This is a genomic window from Winogradskyella flava, from assembly GCF_014243395.1.
Taxonomy (GTDB): Bacteria; Bacteroidota; Bacteroidia; order Flavobacteriales; family Flavobacteriaceae; genus Winogradskyella; species Winogradskyella flava.
Genome location: NZ_JACLCP010000001.1, coordinates 410710 through 431465 on the forward strand (window position 1 = coordinate 410710; position 20756 = coordinate 431465).

At 34.6% G+C, this 20756-nt stretch carries 21 protein-coding genes; 9 read left to right on the plus strand and 12 right to left on the minus strand.

Features of this window, described 5'->3' with window-relative positions; translation table 11 throughout:
- Positions 1–55: 55 nt before the first annotated feature.
- Entirely contained in the window at positions 56–1462 is a 1407-nt protein-coding gene (locus tag H7F21_RS01750) for a peptidoglycan DD-metalloendopeptidase family protein (RefSeq protein ID WP_185787512.1), read from the plus strand.
- Here H7F21_RS01750 and H7F21_RS01755 read toward each other — a convergent pair.
- The 3 genes from H7F21_RS01755 to H7F21_RS01765 form a co-directional block, all read right to left on the minus strand.
- Positions 1459–2463: a radical SAM protein gene (locus H7F21_RS01755; protein WP_185787513.1), complete on the minus strand. Its 1005-nt coding sequence runs from the start codon at positions 2461–2463 to the stop codon at positions 1459–1461. The two genes, H7F21_RS01750 and H7F21_RS01755, sit on opposite strands and share 4 nt — an antisense overlap.
- On the minus strand, positions 2464–3534 hold the full coding sequence (gene trhO / locus H7F21_RS01760; RefSeq protein ID WP_185787514.1) for an oxygen-dependent tRNA uridine(34) hydroxylase TrhO: 1071 nt from the start codon (positions 3532–3534) through the stop codon (positions 2464–2466).
- Positions 3535–3950: 416 nt separating this feature from the next.
- On the minus strand, positions 3951–4718 hold the full coding sequence (locus H7F21_RS01765; RefSeq protein ID WP_185787515.1) for an RHS repeat domain-containing protein: 768 nt from the start codon (positions 4716–4718) through the stop codon (positions 3951–3953).
- A 269-nt stretch (positions 4719–4987) separates the two neighbouring features.
- Here H7F21_RS01765 and recA point away from each other — a divergent pair, with 269 nt between their 5' ends.
- The 4 genes from recA (at position 4988) to H7F21_RS01785 (ending at position 8668) form a co-directional block, all read left to right on the plus strand.
- Entirely contained in the window at positions 4988–5992 is a 1005-nt protein-coding gene (gene recA / locus H7F21_RS01770) for a recombinase RecA (RefSeq protein WP_185787516.1), read from the plus strand.
- Between the two features lie 102 nt (positions 5993–6094).
- Positions 6095–6511, plus strand: a complete 417-nt coding sequence (locus H7F21_RS01775) for a hypothetical protein (protein WP_185787517.1) — start codon at positions 6095–6097, stop codon at positions 6509–6511.
- Positions 6512–6558: 47 nt separating this feature from the next.
- Complete coding sequence (locus H7F21_RS01780) at positions 6559–7104, plus strand: sigma-70 family RNA polymerase sigma factor (protein WP_185787518.1); 546 nt, start codon at positions 6559–6561, stop codon at positions 7102–7104.
- Entirely contained in the window at positions 7082–8668 is a 1587-nt protein-coding gene (locus tag H7F21_RS01785) for a hypothetical protein (protein WP_185787519.1), read from the plus strand. The genes H7F21_RS01780 and H7F21_RS01785 overlap by 23 nt, the downstream gene beginning before the upstream one ends.
- Before the next feature lie 68 nt (positions 8669–8736).
- Here the strand turns inward: H7F21_RS01785 and H7F21_RS01790 are convergent, their stop codons facing one another.
- Complete coding sequence (locus H7F21_RS01790; RefSeq protein ID WP_185787520.1) at positions 8737–9489, minus strand: lysophospholipid acyltransferase family protein; 753 nt, start codon at positions 9487–9489, stop codon at positions 8737–8739.
- A 165-nt stretch (positions 9490–9654) separates the two neighbouring features.
- Between H7F21_RS01790 and trpS the strand changes: the two genes are divergently transcribed.
- On the plus strand, positions 9655–10626 hold the full coding sequence (gene trpS, locus H7F21_RS01795; protein WP_185787521.1) for a tryptophan--tRNA ligase: 972 nt from the start codon (positions 9655–9657) through the stop codon (positions 10624–10626).
- On the opposite strand, the gene dprA is transcribed toward trpS, so the two are convergent.
- The gene (gene dprA, locus H7F21_RS01800; protein ID WP_185787522.1) at positions 10623–11726 is read right to left on the minus strand and encodes a DNA-processing protein DprA; all 1104 of its coding nucleotides are present in this window, start codon (positions 11724–11726) and stop codon (positions 10623–10625) included. The two genes, trpS and dprA, sit on opposite strands and share 4 nt — an antisense overlap.
- Before the next feature lie 107 nt (positions 11727–11833).
- Between dprA and H7F21_RS01805 the strand changes: the two genes are divergently transcribed.
- From H7F21_RS01805 to H7F21_RS01815, 3 genes are read left to right on the plus strand one after another with little or no spacing between them, the layout of a single operon-like run.
- The gene (locus tag H7F21_RS01805) at positions 11834–12772 is read left to right on the plus strand and encodes an HU domain-containing protein (protein ID WP_185787523.1); all 939 of its coding nucleotides are present in this window, start codon (positions 11834–11836) and stop codon (positions 12770–12772) included.
- A gap of 58 nt (positions 12773–12830) precedes the next feature.
- Positions 12831–13340, plus strand: coding sequence for an acyl-CoA thioesterase (locus tag H7F21_RS01810; protein WP_185787524.1), 510 nt, complete (start codon positions 12831–12833; stop codon positions 13338–13340).
- Positions 13341–13391: 51 nt separating this feature from the next.
- Positions 13392–13610 (plus strand): DUF6515 family protein, encoded by a 219-nt coding sequence (locus H7F21_RS01815; protein ID WP_185787525.1) that lies wholly within the window; start codon positions 13392–13394, stop codon positions 13608–13610.
- Here the strand turns inward: H7F21_RS01815 and H7F21_RS01820 are convergent, their stop codons facing one another.
- From H7F21_RS01820 to H7F21_RS01850, 7 genes are all read right to left on the minus strand, one after another.
- Positions 13611–14834 carry a murein hydrolase activator EnvC family protein gene (locus H7F21_RS01820; RefSeq protein ID WP_185787526.1) on the minus strand — a complete coding sequence of 408 codons (1224 nt, stop codon included), beginning with the start codon at positions 14832–14834 and terminating at the stop codon, positions 13611–13613. It abuts the gene before it with no gap.
- Positions 14834–15625 carry a lipoprotein insertase outer membrane protein LolB1 gene (lolB1, locus tag H7F21_RS01825; RefSeq protein ID WP_185787527.1) on the minus strand — a complete coding sequence of 264 codons (792 nt, stop codon included), beginning with the start codon at positions 15623–15625 and terminating at the stop codon, positions 14834–14836. Before lolB1 ends, H7F21_RS01820 begins: the two co-directional genes overlap by 1 nt.
- Positions 15626–16987, minus strand: a complete 1362-nt coding sequence (locus tag H7F21_RS01830; protein ID WP_185787528.1) for a tetratricopeptide repeat protein — start codon at positions 16985–16987, stop codon at positions 15626–15628.
- A 117-nt stretch (positions 16988–17104) separates the two neighbouring features.
- On the minus strand, positions 17105–18124 hold the full coding sequence (locus H7F21_RS01835; protein WP_185787529.1) for a sugar phosphate nucleotidyltransferase: 1020 nt from the start codon (positions 18122–18124) through the stop codon (positions 17105–17107).
- 32 nt (positions 18125–18156) lie between these two features.
- Positions 18157–18591, minus strand: a complete 435-nt coding sequence (gene dut, locus H7F21_RS01840) for a dUTP diphosphatase (RefSeq protein ID WP_185787530.1) — start codon at positions 18589–18591, stop codon at positions 18157–18159.
- Between the two features lie 3 nt (positions 18592–18594).
- Positions 18595–20055 (minus strand): oligosaccharide flippase family protein, encoded by a 1461-nt coding sequence (locus H7F21_RS01845; protein WP_185787531.1) that lies wholly within the window; start codon positions 20053–20055, stop codon positions 18595–18597.
- 112 nt (positions 20056–20167) lie between these two features.
- Positions 20168–20713, minus strand: coding sequence for a hypothetical protein (locus H7F21_RS01850; RefSeq protein ID WP_185787532.1), 546 nt, complete (start codon positions 20711–20713; stop codon positions 20168–20170).
- Positions 20714–20756 lie beyond the last annotated feature (43 nt).

Sequence of the window (20756 nt, forward strand, 5' to 3'; positions counted from 1 at the left end):
AATGCTCACATTTTGAGATAGTCCCGATGTTATTATAAATCAATACATTGAAATTATGAAATCAAAAATTACTTTCTTCATTTTCGCACTTGTCTTAATGTCTATTAACGCGCAGGGACCGCCTTTGGAGGCCCAAGGCGGAGAGTTTATTTTTAATCCTCAAAATAAGGAATGCCTGACGAATATTCAACGTCAAAATATTATTGGGCAACTCGATGAAAATATTACTCAATTACGCCGTAACAATGAACTTGCATTTACAGCTAGTACCAGGGGAAACCATCCGCTTTTTGTATGGCCCGTTCAGAAATCCTCAAACTCCCCTTACAATGAGGTGTGGGGAATTTCTAATTATGTAGATCATAACCAAAATTCACCAGATCAACTCACCGATTATGATTGTGGTACTAGAACATATGACACTACAAGTGGTTACAACCATAGAGGTTTAGATGTCTATTCATGGCCCTTTGGATGGTATATGATGGATAATGATGAAGCAGAAATTATTGCAGCTGCTCCTGGCCAAATAATCTCTAAAAGCGATGGTAATTTTGATAGAAGTTGTGACTTTAGTACTACAACACCTTGGAATGCTGTATATGTGCAACATAGTGATGGCAGTGTTGCGTGGTATGGGCATTTAAAAAGTGGCTCATTAACCAGCAAAGGCGTTGGAGATATGGTCAGTGAAGGAGAATTTCTGGGTGTTATGGGTAGCTCAGGAGTTTCTACTGGTCCTCACTTGCATTTTGAAGTTTGGCAAGATGCAACATATACTAATCTTATAGACCCTTATGCTGGTACATGTAATAGCCTTAATAGTGATTCTTGGTGGCAAACTCAAAAACCTTATTTAAATCCTGGAATAAATGCCGTATTAACACATTCCGCGCAACCTGTGTTTAATGCTTGTCCAACTACCGAAACTACAAATAGAAGTGATAATTTTGATACAGCTGATAATATTTTTTGTGCATTATATTTAAAAGATCAAGCCGCAGGAACCTCAGTGAATTTGAAGGTAATACGACCAGATAACACTATTTTATATGACTGGGATTTTCCCTTAAATGCCAATTATTTTTCATCATGGTGGTATTGGCCTTTTTCTGGAGTGTTTGACATGAATGGTGCTTGGAAATGGCAAGCCACCTATAATGGCGCAACCGTAACACATAATTTCAATGTCAGTGGAGCATTAAGCATTAATGAGAACACACTTGAATCGACTTCAATTTTTCCTAACCCATTTAATGATATCGTATATATTAATTCACAAGCTAAAATTAAAAAAACCAACATTGTGGATATGTTAGGGAAGACCATCCTAAACTTTGTAGACACCTCTACATTGGGAATTAAAGAACTGAACTTAGACCTACTGTCTAAAGGTGTTTATTTCGTTATACTTGAAAGTGATGAAAATGAAAAGAAAACAATTAAACTCATTAAAAATTAATTGAATTCTATTTCATAATTGAGCTTAGTAGATAATGCCCTTAAATTTGATTTTGATTTAAAAACATTAGCGAGCAACAATTTGCTCCAACCTATCTTTTTAGAATAGGCATTAAAAGTTTCTTCTCGCCAATTAAATCCTTCTTTCCAGAATTTATTTGGCGAGATATAACAAAATGTATAATCAAATATAAAGCTAGATTTATTCTCGTCTTTTAAATTTTTCAATTCATTTGGCGCCATCAGCGTAATACTGTGATTGACGCAGTTCTTTCTAATTTCAGAAATTATTTCAGCATAATCATTCACAAGTGAAGAGATGTCAAAATCATTATATTCTGTATTACCAATTTTTTGTATTGGTCTCAATTGCAGAATATCAAATCCAGAAGCATCAAAATGTTTAAAAAAATCCTTGAGCTCATAAAAATTATCCCTGTTAAAGGTATAGTTGATTCTAACTTTAAAAGTATACTTGGCTTTTAGCTTTTTAAAGGCTGCAAATGCCTTCTGAAATTTCTCATAGCTCGCCTTTTTCATAAAACTTTCATAACTCTGCTTGGTAACACCATGAAGTGATATCGTAAATTCATCAAGTCCAGCGACAAGAAGTTCTTCTATCCTTTCTTCGGTCAACAGATTTGCATTGGTTGTTATAGATATATAAGGTACATTATACTGCTTCCCAAGTCTTACGATCTGTGGTAGATTTTTATATAATGTTGGCTCAGTTCCACAGCCAATTTGCAATTTTAAAGCTCTATTAAAAATGGATTTAGCAACAAGATCCAAATCCGATTCCTTAAATTGACCTTTAAGGGTTTTTACGTACTCGGCATCTGTAAAGTAACACATTTTACAGCGTAAGTTACAAGCCATAACAGGATCCAAATTAACTGCTAAATAGCGTTTGTTAAATTTATGGAGTATATAAAGCGCCAGAAACTTAATCCTATAGTTTTTTATTCTCCTGTTTAGCTGTAATAGCCTGTAAATGTTCATCTATCCGTTTTTGCCTTGAGTCTCAAAAATATTTCTTAAATCTTTCTTGTAGGGCAAATGTTCTGCTCTGCCTTTCTTAAAAATATCGTTGCTGTTTCCTTGACCTCTGCGCATTGCTTTTTGTTCTTCGTAAGGCAATTTAATGACTTCTTGACAATGAGAGGAACAACAATTGTCCATTTTCTCCTTACATGCATCACATTGTATAAATAACAAATGACAAGCTTCATTGGCACAGTTTGTATGTATATCCGCTGGCTCACCACACTGATGGCATTGGGCAATCACATCGTCACTAATACGCTCTGATCTTCGCTGGTCAAATACAAAATTTTTACCTATAAATTTATTTTCAAGACCTTCCGCCTCTACTTGTCTTGCGTAATTGATGATGCCACCTTCTAATTGGAATACGTTCTTAAATCCCTTATGCCTGTAGTAGGCGCTAGCTTTCTCACAACGAATCCCACCAGTACAGTACATGACCAACTTTTTATCTTCTTTATGCTCTCTTAAATCTTCTTCTATGAGGTCTAAAGATTCCCTAAAAGTGTCCACATCAGGGGTTATGGCATTCTTAAAGTGCCCTATTTCGCTTTCGTAATGATTACGCATATCTACCAAAACGGTTTCAGGATCTTCGATTAACTCATTAAACTTTTGGGCATCAACATGAATACCTTTATTTGTAACATCAAATGTTTCATCATTAAGTCCGTCGGCAACAATCTTATGACGTACTTTCACTTTTAGCTTTAAAAACGCAAAATTATCGTGCTCTATGGCAATATTTAATCTTACATTTTCTAAAAACGTAATAGTGTCAAGATGATTTTTAAAGATTTCAAAATTTTCGGCAGGCACAGATAATTGAGCATTAATGCCTTCATGGGCCACATAGATTCGCCCTAGTACATCCAGTTCGTCCCATGCCAAAAACATATGGTTTCTAAAAATTTCAGGATTGCCAATCTTGGCGTACTTGTAGAAAGAGATGGTTAAGCGCTCTTGTCCCGCTTTTTCAATAAGTTCTGCTCTTTCTTTAGTACTTAAGTTATTGTACAGTTGCATGCTATACCAATTTTAAGATTAAAGAATATTCAATTCACATTATCACGTGAAATGCAAATGTATTGATTTTAAAAAAATTAGCATTAAAAAAGCACCTTGAATATCAAAGTGCTTTTTTAGCTAACCACTAACTTAAAACTAACGAAAAAGTATATCACGTTGGCTTATCGGCTATTGAAAATACAACAGCCGAATGGCCTTGTGTTTTGCTAATTTTGAATATTAAAAAGCAAAAAAACTTTTTAAGGGCTTTTTCTCACTTTTTAAAAGGTTTACATAGCAATTTTTTCCTTTTTCATTTAGTAGATGTAAAAAGTGCAAAATGGTTGCGTCATAAAATTGAAAAAAAATTCTCTTCTAATTTAAAATGGCTAAAAAAAAGAAATTTTAACTATAATTTACATGTTTTTACTCAACTACTCGTAAACAAATTCATTTTCAGCTGTAAATGAAGAACCAGATTCTGTACGGGTCACAATAGAACTGATAGGCAAACCACTATCATTGTATTCATAAACGTATTCATAATGTGTTACATGGCCAATACCATTCTCATATTGCGTATATGTGTAAGAAGTTCTATTATTTATGCTAGAATTGAGATTATTCAAGACAATATCATTAATATTATTGAAAGCCTCAGGAAACATAAATTGAAAAGGATTAATTTTATCATCATACTCATATGATGCATAAACTTGAGCTTCACCAAAAGTTGTATAAAATCTCGAAATTTTCAATTTTTCGAAGATATTTCCAAAAGCATCGTAATTATAAAATGTTCCTACTATCTCACCGTTAGGATCTTGTATCTGTGTCAATTGTCCATTATCGTTATAAATATAAGTATCAGGGTAACTTTCCGGTTCATCGTCCACATAACGACCTACTATTCTATTGTTTTGATAGACATAGGTGATGGGAGTAGTACTATTTTCATCTCCGTAAAACACCTCAACAAGCTGATTTTCTGAATTATATCTAAAGGTATTCACATGGTTAGCTCCCCAATCAACTTTTCTTAAATAACCGTTCTGCCCATACTCAAAGACTATGTCATTACCCTGTAATCCACTATTCGTCAATCTCACTAGTCTAGGTAAATCATCAACTATAATATCGTCATTGTTTTCACAAGAAAGTAAACTTACAAATATGAGTGTTATTGTAATTAGTTTTTTCATAATGTATAAAATTTAATAGTTAATATTTTTTAGCAGAACAGACTCAATCTTTAATATAGCTCAGTTCTAATTTTATCTAAAAGCCTATAAAAAAGTCGTTACGTAGTCGTAATAGATATATATTCAAGATTATCTTGTAGTGTACTATATAGTGATTTTTCCCTTTTCATATAGTAGATGTAAAAAGTTCAAAATGGTTGCCTCATAAAATTGAAAAAAGTAAAATAAGTGGTATTTTTGATGTTAATTAAACTTAGAAATTAGAAGTAATGAGTAGTGAAAAAGAGGCAAAATTGAAAGCGTTAAAATTAACGCTAGATAAATTAGACAAAGCTTACGGAAAAGGAACTGTAATGAAAATGAGCGATCAAGCGATAGAGGATGTAGATGCGATCTCTTCAGGCTCTTTAGGTCTTGATATTGCTTTAGGAGTTGGTGGTTATCCGAGAGGAAGAGTCATAGAAATATATGGTCCTGAGTCTTCAGGTAAAACAACATTGACATTGCATGCTATTGCTGAAGCGCAAAAAGCCGGTGGTATTGCTGCCTTTATAGATGCGGAACATGCTTTTGATCGTTTTTATGCTGAAAAATTGGGTGTTGATTTAGAAAATCTAATAATTTCTCAGCCAGATAATGGAGAGCAAGCTTTAGAGATTGCAGATAATTTAGTACGTTCTGGAGCTATAGATATTGTTGTAATAGATTCTGTAGCCGCATTGACACCCAAAAGTGAAATAGAAGGTGAAATGGGAGATTCTAAAATGGGATTACATGCTAGATTAATGTCTCAGGCACTTAGAAAATTAACCGCATCTATAAGCAAGACCAACTGTACTATGATTTTTATTAATCAATTACGTGAAAAGATTGGTGTAATGTTTGGCAACCCAGAAACCACTACTGGTGGAAATGCTTTAAAGTTTTACGCTTCGGTAAGATTGGACATAAGACGTTCTACACAAATAAAAGACAGCAATAGTGCTGTTATGGGTAATAAGACAAGAGTAAAAGTTGTAAAAAATAAAGTGGCGCCTCCATTTAGAACTGCCGAATTTGATATTATGTATGGTGAAGGTATCTCTAAAGTAGGTGAGGTTTTAGATTTGGCCGTAGACCATGATATTGTAAAGAAGAGCGGTTCTTGGTTTAGTTATGAAGATACCAAACTTGGTCAAGGACGAGATGCCGTGAAATCTTTAATTAAAGATAACCCCGATTTAATGGACGAACTCGAAGAAAAAGTGAGGGCGTTAATCAATGAAAATGAATAACTTACCATTAAAATCCTGTTAAAATCAGGATTTTTTTATTTTTAGACGCAACCCTTTTATGTTTTTTGCATCTAGCAGGTACGAGAATGATTATATAGTGATATGAAAAAATTTGTTTATTTATTGAGTTTAGTTTTGGTAACGTTTACTTCTTGTAGTTTAGATGAGGCCTCTAGACCTCCTCAAATTGTATTTGTGCCTATTGAAAGTGTTGTAGTGCCAGAAGAATTTGTTTTTGGAGAAACACATGAGATTTCTATGACCTACACAAAGCCAAGTTCTTGCTATGTGTTTAATAGAATCTTTTTTGAGCCGGAGGGACAGGAAAGAACAGTTGCAGTTATAAATTCTGTGTATGACAATGCTGATTGTACCGCAGAACCTGAAGAAACTATTGTTAGCTTTGACTTCACTGTTTTAAGCGAAGAACCTTACATTTTTAAGTTTTATCAGGGTTTAGACGATACCGGCGCTGACAGTTATCATATTATAGAAATACCAGTGGTGACTGAAGACTAAAAGTTAAGTATTTCTAAAAACCAAACACTAATTAATCCATCAATAATGTGAGTTTAGAACAACTCATAAAAAACTGTATAAAACAAGATGCTAAAGCACAAAGCCAATTATACAAGCAATATGCAAGTAAATTATTTTCGCTTTGTCTTAAGTATTCTAAAAACTATGCCGAGGCAGAGGACAATCTGCATGACGCGTTTATAACTGTATTTAATAAAATAAGTCAGTATAATAATAAAGGTTCTTTTGAAGGTTGGTTAAAACGAATTGCAATAAATACATCATTGCAATGCTACAGGGATAATGTTGGTGTTTATGATATTATTAACGAAAGTAATATAGAAGATGTTTCTGTAGATATTGATGATGATAATTTGAATATTGATTTTTTACTGAAGATCATTCAAGAATTACCAGACAGGTATCGGCTGATCTTTAATCTGTATGTATTAGATGGCTATTCGCACGTTGAAATAAGCGAATTAATTAATATTTCAACTGGGACATCAAAATCAAATCTAGCGCGAGCTAGAATGATTTTAAAAGAAAAAATAGAAGATTACAAAGCGAATGCAAATTCGCGATCTATATAAAATGAGTGATAAGAAAAACATAGATAGGCTTTTTCAAGAAAAGTTCAAAGACTTTGAAGTCGCTCCAAATGATGCCGTTTGGAATCGCATAAGCGAAAGCCTACCTAACAAAAAGAAGAAACGTAGAGTTGTTGCTTTATGGTGGCAAATTGGTGGCGTTGCAGCGGTAATTGCCCTGCTGTTGACAGTTGGTAGCTCTATATTCAATTCTGATATCGAAACAATTGAAAATCCTGTTATTGTTGATACGAAAGAGGAAAATGGCACTCAAAATAGCAACGGGACTAATTCAGCATCAAATAAAAAGCAAAATGATATAACTGATGATCATCAGTCCAAGTCATCTAAATATGTTGACAGCTCCGAAGATTATAAAGCTCCCGATGATACATCAGAAAAAAACAGTGCTCCCGAAAACAAAAATGCTTCCAAGCAATTAACATCGCCACACACGTCACAATTGAATGCTATAGTAAACTCTTCAAACCAAATGGAAGAAAAGTCCAATTCAGAAGAGGCTAATAGTTTAAATAAAATTACAGGTAAAAACAAGAATGAAGATAAGGTTGCTAGTAAAACAGGAGATGAAGAGGACGATATCTTTCTTAAGTCTAAAGTTAAATCAACTATTGAGAAAAGTATAAAAAAGAACGAATCTGCAGTCGTTGATAATGGCACATCTGAAAAATCCCAGAATACTTCTAATTCTGAATATAGCTCAGATTTAGATAAAGAAAAAGCAAACGCTTTATTGGAAGAGTCAAATAAAGAATCCATAGAAAAGGCCATAGCTGCCCAAGACCATATTGATGAAAAAGAAAAAGAAGATGAGCAGAGCAGGTGGAGCATTGCACCTAATGTTGCACCTGTTTATTTTAATTCTTTGGGTCAGGGTTCATCATTAGGTAGTCAATTTAACGAAAACTCCAAAAGTGGTGATATTAATATGAGCTATGGTATTACAGGTTCGTATGCAATTACCAAAAAGTTGAAAATACGCGCAGGTATAAATCGTGTTAATTTGAGTCAAACTACTGCTAATGTGCTTGCTTTCTCAAATAATGAGTTTGCCGCAAGAAGCTCAAGTAATAGTGGTTCAAGACCCATTAATGAAAATATTAAAAGTAAAGGTTCCAATGTCGTACTCATGAGTGGTAATATGCTTAATGGTAATACAACTCCAGAACTATTTAATGCTAAAACAACTGGAAACGTAGACCAGCGTTTTGGATTTATTGAAGTGCCTTTGGAAGCAGAATATCGATTGTTAGACAAAAAGTTTGGTCTTAACGTCATAGGTGGATTTAGCACATTTTTCCTTAACCAAAATGAAATTTATGCTGATGTTGATGGTGAAGCTACTTTAATCGGTGAGGCCAGTAATATTAACTCAACGAGTTTTAGTGCCAATTTAGGATTAGGATTAGATTACAAACTCTCAAAACAATGGAATATTAATCTTGAACCACAGTTCAAGTATCAAATAAATACATTCAATAATACATCTGGTGATTTTAGACCATTCTTTATTGGTGTATATACAGGATTAAGTTTTAAGTTTTAGGTTAAATTAGGTTATTGCAAACAGATAAAAGCAATGATGAATGCAATGATGACAAAAGCTACTCATGGTTAGGGTAGCTTTTCTGTTTTTAAGGATTGGCTCAACTCTTCTAGAATAACAGTTCTAGCTTTTTCGTTTAACGATTTTGTATCCTCTATTGTCAGATCTTCTGTTTTAAAAAATTTATGGATCTTAGCCCTCATTTTACCTGGCCCTCCACTAAAAAACGTATAAGAAAATCGCTTTTTATTGTCGTAAAAGGTAATTGGCACTACTGATATTTTATGATTAATCGCCAAACGAAATGCACCATCTTTAAAGTCATCTAAAATAACGGTTTCTTCTGGTACACCACCTTCAGGGAAAATACAAATACTCAGGCCTTGTCTAAGTCGTCTTTGAGCTCTTAAAAACACAGCTTGTCTGCTCTTGGCGCTACTTCTATCAACCAGAATACAAGTACGTTTATAAAAAAAGCCGAATAATGGAATTTTAGCCAATTCTTTCTTCCCAACAAATACGAATGGGTTCCTAACAGCGACTAGCATAAGCATGATATCCGTCATCGACGTATGATTGCCCACAAACATATAGCTCTTCTTTATATCTGGTGTTTCTTCTTTAGTAATCTTGTAGGCAAATCCCATCCCAATTAAGATAAATTTAGCCCAAAAACGTGCTAACTTAAAAAAAAAGGGGTACCACTTTTCTCTAGAAATAGAAACTAAAAGCATCGGAAATAACACAATAATTGGTAAAGCCACCAATATGTAAAACCAAATTCGATATAAAAGCCAAAAAGGATACATCAATACAGACATGACATCAAAACTAAGTAAATAGTTCTACTAAAAAAATTATCTTTGCGCATCGTTTAATGACAAATAGAAATTTCTCGTTTTTTATCTGTCACATTGAGCATCGTCGAAATACATTTATACGCAAAAGTTTAATTTAATGAGATACCTGCTTTCGCAGGTAATGTTATGGCAAGAATACTAACAGGCATACAAAGTACAGGAACACCACATCTAGGTAACATCTTAGGTGCGATTTTACCGGCAATAGAAAAAGCAAAGAATGACTCTAATGATTCTTATCTGTTCATTGCCGACCTGCATTCCTTGACGCAAATCAAGGATGCTGAGACCTTACGGCAAAACACCTATTCTACGGCAGCAACGTGGTTGGCATTTGGTTTGGATATAGATAAAACCGTATTTTATAGACAGAGCGATGTACCTCAAGTTACCGAATTGTCTTGGTATTTAAATTGCTTTTTTCCTTTTAAACGTCTCGAACTGGCTCATAGCTTTAAGGATAAGGCAGATCGATTAGATGATGTTAATGGTGGCCTATTTACCTATCCTATGCTTATGGCTGCAGATATATTATTATATGATGCAGACATTATTCCTGTAGGCAAAGATCAAGAGCAGCATATTGAAATGACGCGTGATGTTGCATCTCGTTTCCATGCCAAAATGGGTGGAGAAACTTTTGTGTTGCCAAAAGCGGATATCCAAAAAGATACCATGTTAATTCCGGGTACCGATGGTGCTAAGATGAGTAAAAGTAAAGGCAACATTATTGACCTTTTCTTACCTGAAAAAAAATTACGTAAGCAAATTATGTCCATCCAAACCGATAGTACACCTCTTGAAGAACCTAAAGATTGGAAAACATGCAATTGTTTTGCAATATATAAGTTATTGGCCTCAGATGGGCAAATAACACAAATGAAAGTCAACTACGAAAATGGTCATTATGGCTATGGGCACGCGAAGCAAGCTTTATACGAACTGATCTTAGAACGCTTCTCTCAACCTAGGGAACGTTACGATTATTATATGGAAAACCTCCATGAAGTTGACGCTGCTTTGGCTAAAGGTGCTGCAAAAGCTAAAGTTGTTGCTGATGATGTATTGAAGCGGGTAAGGTCTAAGATTGGATACTAAATAATTTCGAACAACTTACCAGGCAAAGGTCTAACCACACCTTTTAACTCCATATTAAGCAATAATCCAGCTAGTTTATATGTTGGGATATTACATCGTAAAGCAATAACATCAAGTAGCTCTTTATCATTGTCCTTTAAAAAGTTATAGATAATTTTCTCATCGGGTTCTAGCTCAACGAATAGTTGTTTTTGAACCACTGGTTTGGACTCATCTTCTAATTGCCAGTTCAGTAAATACGGTACATCCATAGGTTGCGATAACAAATGTGCTTTTTGAAATTTAATTAAGTTGTTACAGCCAACACTCTGGCTATCAGTCGTTCTTCCAGGAACAGCAAAGACCTCTCTATTGTAAGAGTTTGCAATATCGGCAGTAACTAAACTTCCGCCTTTTTCTGCAGATTCTATAACAATGGTCGCTTCACTAAGACCAGCGATGATTCGGTTTCGCTTTAAAAAATTATTTCGATCAAACACATCCGTACTCCAAAAATCTGTAAAGAATCCACCATGTTTTTCAACATCTGCGACATACTTTTTATGAACCTTTGGATAAATCTGATTAAGCCCGTGTGCCAAACACCCTATGGTTTGTAAGTTGCATTTTATTGCTGCTTTTTGAGCTGTAATGTCCGTTCCGTATGCAAAACCAGAAACAATTACAGGATTATAAGGTGATAAGGATTCTACCAGTTTTTCACAAAAAGCAATGCCATTTGTAGTAATTTTTCGTGCACCAACGATACTAATTATGGGTTGCTGCTTTAAATTGATGTTCCCAGATTGAAATATTATTATTGGGCCATCAATGCAGTGTTTCAACTTTTCAGGATACATCACATCAGTAAAATAGTGAGCCTCAATATTGTTGTCTTTAATAAATCTCAACTCACTTTCCGCTTCTTCAAGATGAATTTTATCAAAAAGTCCCTCAATAGTTATACTACCGATGCCATCAATTTTTAAGAGGTTAGATTTTTTCTCTTTTAAAACCGCTTCCGCAGATCCACAATGATTAATCAACTTCTTGGCTGTTGTCGATCCTATTTTAGGCACATGTTGTAGGGCTAAGGCAAAAATTAGCTGTTGATCTGTCATTTTAATACATTGATTTCAAACATACAAGAAACTAAATTTTTCTGATGTTAATAACTAAACCGACACAAACTTTTATCACTTTCAAAAATTTTTAACTTTGCTATTGTATGCAATTAGAGACTTATATAGGTGATTTATTATACCGTTACGATTGCGTGACTGTACCTGGCTTTGGCGCATTTTTGAGTAATCGCGTTTCGGCAAAGGTTCACGAATCTACTCATACCTTTTATCCTCCAAAAAAGGTGCTATCATTTAATGAGCAATTGCAAAATAATGATGGGCTTTTAGCTAATTATATCGCTGAGGTTGAAAAAATTCCCTATTCAACAGCTAACAATAAGATTTCAAAACAGGTTAAAGCGATAAAATCTTATTTAATTGAGGGCGAAACCATTCAGTTTGAAAATATTGGCGAGTTTACCTTAAATTCTGAAAGCAATATCGTTTTTCAACCTTCAAATCATATCAACTATTTAACGGATTCGTTCGGTCTATCACACTTTAGATCTAATAATATAAAGCGAGAGGTTTACAAAGAAGAGGCGGAAGCCATAGAGAAAGTTGCTCCTATTGTATTAACACCAGAAAAACGCTCTAATTATAATTGGCTCAAATATGCTGCAGCTGCAATACTTATTTTAGGCTTGGGAGGTTTTGGTGCTGCTAAGTATTATAATAACACTATAGAAAAACACAACCAGTTAGCGCAAGAAGAAGCCAATACACAATTAGATGCTCAAGTACAAGAAGCTACATTTGTAATTAGTAACCCTTTGCCTGCCGCTACACTTTCCTTAGAAAAACAGACTGGCAATTATCATATTGTTGCCGGTGCCTTTAGAGTTGAAGCCAATTCTAACAAGAAAGTAAAACAACTTAGGGACAAAGGTTATAAAGCAAGAAAAATTGGCAAAAACCGCTATGGATTGCACGAAGTTGTATATTCTAGCTTTAAAACTAGAGCGGAAGCACAACGTGCACTCTACAGAATTCGCCGTGAGCATAACAGAGATGCTTGGTTGTTAATTAAGAAATTAGATTAACCTTTTCTTGTCCTTTTTTATTTAAATCACTCTATCTTTGCACAAATTTTAAAGATTTATGCAACCAAGAACCGCATTTCAGTCTAAAACAGTTGTTACTGATTTAGTTTTACCTAGTGAAACCAATCCTATAAATAATCTCTTTGGAGGTGAACTATTAGCACGTATGGATCGCGCAGCAAGTATTGCCGCAAGACGACATTCGCGTCGTATTGTGGTGACGGCTTCTGTAAATCATGTGGCCTTTAACAGGTCTGTACCTTTAGGCAGTGTTGTAACCATTGAGGCGAAAGTCTCTCGTGCATTTACCTCTTCCATGGAAGTTTATATGGACGTTTGGATTGAGGATCGCGAATCTGGCGAGTGTATCAAGGCCAATGAAGCTATTTATACCTTTGTTGCAGTTGATGAAACAGGACGACCTGTAAAAGTTCCTGAGCTTATCCCTGAAACCGAATTAGAAAAAGAACGCTTTGATGCAGCATTACGTCGTAAGCAATTAAGTTTGGTACTGGCTGGTAAAATGAAACCTTCTGATGCCACAGAACTAAAAGCGCTTTTTGATTAGAATTAAACCTTTTTAAATCATTTTGGTCTTATCATTGAACCAAATTTATTAATGATGAGATATTTAGTTTACTCCTTAATTTTTGTTTTTGCATTAAGCTTTAGTTCTTGTGCTAGACGTGTTGTGGTTACTCAGCCAACTTCCGTAACTGTTGTTAAGAAATTACCTAGGCAATATAAAGTAGTTAGGGTAAAAGGGAAGCGCTATTACTTTTTTAATGGAAAGCATTATAGAAAGACGAGAAATGGTTATGTTGTAGTAAGAGTATAATCAATACTTTGATAACCAATACTGTGGATTAAGCTTTTGATTGTTTTTATAGATTCTAAAGCCTAAAAGTGTTTCCCCATTTCTTCTGTTGGTAAATGCTTGACCAATGACTTGGCCTGTTTTTATCTTATCGCCTTTTTTTACTGAAATCTTAGATAAATTGGTGTAAATGGTAAGGTAATTACCATGACGAATCATAATGGCAGGATTTCCTCTTTTTATAACTAGAATTTGAGATACTTCACCATTAAAAACGGCTTTAACATCCGCATTGGTTGTTGTTGCAATTTTTATTCCAGGATTGTTAACTTCAACTGAACTGTCCGTTAGAGAGCGTCCTTTTCCGAATTTGGCTTTTATAACACCTCTATCTACTGGCCAACCGAGCTTGCCTTTATTCGCTTCGAAACTTGAGGCTAGTTTTTTAGATTCTGGTGTGAGGACAAATTTTCCTGTAGATGTCTTTTTCCCAGCTTCTTTATTGGATGCCGCGATGGCTTCTCTAATTAATCTGTTGATTTCTTTATCTAAACGATCAGCTTCTTGTTTCTTCTTTTTAATCTGAGACGCAAACTTGCTCATATCAGCTTTTATAGATGCCATTAGAACTTCACGTTGTTTTAATTCCTTTTCTAGCTGACGCTTGGCTGCTCTATTTTCTTCAATAAGTTTTTGCTTATCTTCTTTTTGTTTTGATAGTTGAATATTCAACTCTTGCAGCTCCTTGGTTTTACTTTTAATGGCCTCTCCTTGTTCTTTTTGATAGTTTGAATATTGCCTAATATATTGCAGTCGTTTGTATGCTTGCTTAAAGTTTTCAGAAGACAACAAGAACATTACTTTACTCTGTTCTGATTTACTCTTGTATGATTTTACAACCATGGCGGCATAATCATCCTTTAATTCTTGAAGTTGTGTTCTTAGACTTGTAATTTCTTTTTGATTGGTGTTGATTTCGCGAGTGAGAAGATTGGCCTGTTCGTTGGTTATTTTAATCAGATTTTGTCTAACACTTACTTTGTAATTAAGGTCTTCAATAAGTGTTATTTCAGATTTTTCTTCTTTCTTTTTGGTAAAAAGCAACGCATTTATTTGCTTCATCTCTTTTAGAATCTGCTGACGCTGGGCCTCCAACTTTTTTTGTTTATCACTTTGGGCAATAAGAACTGAAGGGGCTAGAAGAAATCCAATTAGTACTAAAAAACAAAAACCCTTTACACTCATTATTTTATCACAATTTCTTTGTATCCAGCTGGAATCTTAAACGGAAAACGCACCTCATCGTTTAGAGCTAGAGATTTAAACTCCATAGTAATAGCAACCTCATCCGAATCTTCAACGGCAATAATTCGAATATCCTTGGGTAAAACCTGTTTGTCTATTTCTTGATACGATTTATAATCTACCTGAAGAATACGTTTTTTTAATTGTTGAAACAATTGTAGGCTATCCATCTTAAAATGCGAAGGATTAATGAGGTAAAACAGCTCTAAAAGTGCCCTTTGGTCTTTTGGCTGTAAAGCATACGAATTTTCATTTACAGAAACCATATGCGGTTCTTCTTTCAGATTATAAATTGCTTGGCCTAACAATATATTTTGCACTTTCATAAAGTCTAAGTCTACACCAACGAAATCACTTAGGAGCTTGTAGTCACCATCAAAATATTCGTTATCGAGTTTGTTATAAAAACGAACTTTTTGTGGAGTGATCATCATTCTGGCCAATCCAAGTTTGGCGCTTAGCCAAATGACTTTGTCTTTTTCAATTCTTAAATTGAAAGTCGAGCCTTGTTCTTTCTGGTCTTGGGTAATGTCGATTTTCACCTTGCCTTGAAGTGTTTTAAAGTCAGCACCATTCTTTTCATGCTGTTTAATCACTTGCTTGGCTGACAATTTCTCACTTGCCTTACCAGATTCTATGACACTTTTTGCTGATTTACAGTTAATCAAAAACATCAATAGTACAATGGTGAAAGCTATTTTAGAGCAGTTATATGTTCGGTCAAGTATCATCTATTGTTGGGCTTTTAAATCTTGTGCCTTTTTAGCAAACGTTTCAGATTTACTTATATTATTTATGCCTTTGTAGGCCACACTCATCTGGGAATAAAAATCGGCTTCCATTTGTGGGTCATCTATTAAGAAATCTATTCCCGTTTCTAAACTTTCTATGGCCTTTTGATGATTACCTCGCTTATTATTGGCAACACCATTTACCAAATATAAAATTGGTTGCGCAGGATATAATTCCAAAGCATCTTCACTGTCTTTAACAACCGCTTTATAATCTTCGATATCTAATTGTAACAATAACACATCCTTTAAGAGTTTAAAATCATTTGGATTTTGATTAAGTGCTTTCCTAAAGTTGGACAGTGCTTTAGCCTTGTCTCCTGCTTTTAGATAATATTGCCCTAAATCGCTATGAGTTCGTGCATCTTTATTTTCGTCGACCAATGATGTAATATCCACCAAATCGCCTTCATATTCAGGATTTTTAGAAACAAAGCCCACAAAATCCTTAAGTACTTTGGCTTTAGCATCTGCATTTATTTCCGGGCTAGTCAAAGCTATCTTTACAGAATTAATGGCATCTTCAACTTTACCATCTTGAAGATAAAATTTATATAAAGCCAAATGCACAAATTTAGATTCTGGCTTTACTTTCAATAGGTTTTGTGCTGCTTTATAGGCTTTCTTTTTATCTCCTGTTTGACTGTATCTATAAATAAGTTTTAAATGGTTTTCTTCATTATTAGGATTGGCAGCAATGCGCTGCTCAAGATTTTCAATACGATCATCTGCATTCCCTGTAATACTATAGATGTCATTTCTCATAGCATCTCTAGCCTCGCTTACACCTAACTCTTCATCTAGTTCATCTAAAAGCTCTAATGCTTGCTTATAGCGTTTTTCTCTTACGTATAAAGCCGCTAGGTCTTCTTTATAGTCAGGGTGATATTTAACTAATTGTTTAATGGTCTTTATAGCATTATTGATATCATCTTGCTGAAAATATACATCGTACAATTCATCTAAAAACCATTCATTGTCCGGTTGCATGCTGATCGCTTTTTTAAGATTATCCTCTGCAGCGCCAAAATTTTTGAGTTTGTTGTAATTTTTACCAAGCTCAAAATATATGACAGGTTTTTTACTGTCTAGATTTAAGCATTTGTGAAGTGCTTCGACAGCACGATCATAATTCTCAATACCTTTTTGTTTCAATGCTTCAAAGAAATACTCTTGAAATTCATCTTCGACATTACCTAAATCATCGTCTGGACGTTTGTTGAAATCAACTTGAGCCATAGCAAGCATAGGCACTAAGAGAAGTACCATTAAAATTCTTGTTATTTTATTGTTTAATTTCATTTAAGATTCTTCGCTTTAGCCTGTCTTGAGCGACAGTCGAAAGGCTCTGAATGACATTATAGTTTCAAAAGTTGTTCCAAACTAATTTATAATGAGATTCCTGCATGCGCAGGAATTTTATTCTAAAATAGAATAATCACCGATACTAATCTTAGCAAAGTCACCATTGTACTTTACATAACTGCCGATCATAGCTTCGTCTAAATTAGCGTTTTTGATAGTGGTCTGATTCTGAATTAAGCTATTTTTAACGCTTGAATCCTCAATAATGCAATCCTTGCCAATTGAAACGTTTGGTCCAACAGATGTATTGCGCAAAACGGTACCTGCTCCAATAAAGCATGGCTCGATAATATTTGAGTTTTCTAATACTACTGAATCATGTACTAATTGCTCTTCATTATCAGAAGTTAAAAAACCTAGCATTTTAGTATTGGTCTCTAAGGTTACGTTCTTGTTGCCACAGTCCATCCATTCATCAACGGTACCTGTTTTAAATACTCTGCCATCTGCCATCATACGCTTAATACCATCATTGATTTGGTATTCGCCACCGTTCATAACGTTTTCATCTAAAACTTCTTGAAGTTTTTCTTTTAATACGGCAACATCCTTAAAGTAATAAATACCTATTACTGCTTGGTCGCTTACAAAACTTTCTGGTTTTTCAACCAGCTCAACAATGTTTTCATTGTCATCTAACTTCACGACGCCATAAGCTTCTGGATTATTCACACGTTTGGTCCAAATAACGCTATCTGCTACTGGATCTAAATCGAACTCAGCTCTAATCAAGGTGTCTGCGTAAGCAATTACAGCAGGACCTGACAATGATGGCTTGGCACTCATAATGGCATGACCAGTTCCTAAAGGCTGGTCTTGTCTATAAATAGAGGACTTAGCTCCTAAATCTTGGGCTAATTCTGTAAGACTCTCAACAACTTCGTCTCCAAAAAATGCTGGGTCACCTAAAACGAAAGCTATTTCCTCAATGGGTTGTCTTAATACTTTGGCAATATCTTTTACTAAGCGATGCACTATGGGTTGGCCTGCAACTGGAATTAATGGTTTTGGTACAGTTAAACTATGTGGTCTGAGGCGAGAGCCACGACCTGCCATTGGCACTATTATTTTCATTCTATAAGTTTATTCGTTGATTGTTTAATTGTCTATTTAGTTCCTGTACTCCCAAAACCGCCATCACCACGTTCTGTGTCAGAAAGTAGTTCCGCTTCTTCCCATTCTGCGCGTTCATGTTTCGCAATGACCAGTTGTGCAATACGTTCACCATTATTGATAGTGAAATCTTCGTTTGATAAATTGACTAAAATCACGCCTATTTCACCTCTATAATCTGCATCTATTGTACCTGGCGCATTTAATACGGTTATTCCTTTTTTTGCTGCCAACCCACTGCGAGGTCTTACTTGCGCCTCTGTACCAATTGGCAGTTCTATAAATAGGCCTGTACCGACAATTGTACGTTCTAACGGTTTTAATATTCTAGATTCGGTTAAACTAGCACGTAAGTCCATACCAGCAGAAGCTATGGTTTCGTAATGTGGTAAATCGTGTCTGGATTTATTTATAATCTTAATTTTCATTTTTCATCGTTTTAAGACTTGATTTAATTGGTTCTTTTCCAACATTATAACTAATCCCAAAAATACAACTAACATTGCAATTCCTATAAGATATTCTCCTCGATATTGATAAAAAGATAATGCCGATAGTCCGATCGATATAACTAAGTACAATCCAATTTTTTTGAGATTATAGGGAATTGGATAATATTTTCTTCCAAAGTAATAAGATAATAACATCATGCTGGCATAAGCTACTAATGTCGCCACAGCAGAAGCTTTGTAACTATAAGCTTCAATAAACATAAAATTAATACCAAGGGTCAGTAATGCACCTGCCACAGAAATATAGGCTCCAAACTTAGTTCTATCTGTGATTTTATACCAAACCGAAAGATTATGATAAATCCCCAGACAGAAATTTGCAAGTAGAATTATCGGAACAATCCACATGGCTTCCCAATACGCTTCACTCCTTATTATTATAGGTTTTAGAACATCTGCGAACACTACGACTGCCAATAATATTAATGATCCTAAGGCGACAAAGAATTCTAAGATACTCGCATAGTTTTTTTGGGGGTTCTTCGTCTTGGCATGACTAAAAAAATAAGGCTCTATGCCTAAACGATAGGCAGTAGCAAAAAGGGTCATAAATAAGGCCAGTTTATAACAAGCTGAATACATTCCTATTTCGCTTTCGGCAGTATCTGCTGGTAACAACTCCTTAAGTAATATTCTGTCGAATGTTTCATTAATTGAAAAGGCTATTCCAGCAACTAAAACTGGGATAGCATAACGCATCATTTGTTTACAGAGTACTTTATCGAATTTATACTTAAGCTTTGCATAAAATGAACTTAGAAGTAAGACTGTCACTGCACTAGCAACTAAATTGGCTATAAATATATAACTGATTTCGAAGTTAGGTCTATAAATGCTTTCCAGAACTCCTCCATTTTGCGCTAAATCTTTCAAAGCTAATAGGAAGAAAAGATTTAATCCAATGTTTATAAGAACATTGAGTATTTTAATAACGGCATATCGCATTGGTTTTTCGTTTGCTCTTAACCATGCAAAAGGGATTATAACCAAAGCATCTAAGAGTAATATCCAGATGACAATGTTGATATATTTTACGTCGATATCAATAAAACTGGCTACTTGATTTTGAAATACTAAGGCCAATGCAAAAAAGCCCAAAGACGATATTATCAATGATATTGTCGATGTACTTACAACTTTGTCTTTGTCATCTTCTTTATTAAAAAAACGGAAAAATGCGGTTTCCATACCGTAGGCCAAAATCACGTTAAACAATACGAAATATGAAAAAATAATAGAAACTTTTCCGTATTCGGCAGGATTGGCAAGAACAGCTTCGCTTGTATAAAGTGGAACTAAAAGAAAACTTAACATTCGTGGCAAGACCGTAGCGATGCCATAGATAAATGTTTGTTTAAATAGAGATTTAAATCCGCCCAAACTAAATAATTATAAGTTGCCCAAAAGTATTAAATAATAACTGGTCTTTTAAATAGATGGAATAAAAAAGCCCTGCAAAATGCAAGGCCTTGATATCATATTATTTACAATCCTAGTTGTTCTCTTCTTCTTCTTCTACAGAAGCCATTCCGTCTGAACTGTTATTAGAATAAATTGATGGAGGACCATCTTTATAATAAGTTCCAGCTACTTCATTAAGCGAAACAATCTTATGGTATTTGGTCTTACCGTTTTGGGTATAGCTCAATACGCACTCATTATCTTTTAAATCGAAAGGATAATCAGCAGGCTTTTCAGCTTTTTTGAATGTGTACAACTTAGATGGGTTTTCTAATACAGCCTTGTACTTTCCGTTTTCTGAAATAAGTTCTCCTTTTAAATTTCGAAAATATATTTCATTAAACGTCACATCTTCTTTTACATCAGAGATAGGAATAAATACATTGATTCCTGTACCTCCAACATCAATTCCTGCATACCATTCTTGAAAAACAACAGGTTTTATAGTAAATGGTGTTTGAAGTTCGAATGTTTGAACTTCAGTAATAGTAACTTCTTTTTGACTAAAACATTGAAATGTAGTTGAAAACGCAATAGCAAAAACGATGGCGTGTGCCGCCTTTTTAAGTCTCTTCATGACAAAGTAGGTTTAGATTTGGAAGTGCAATATACAAAAATAT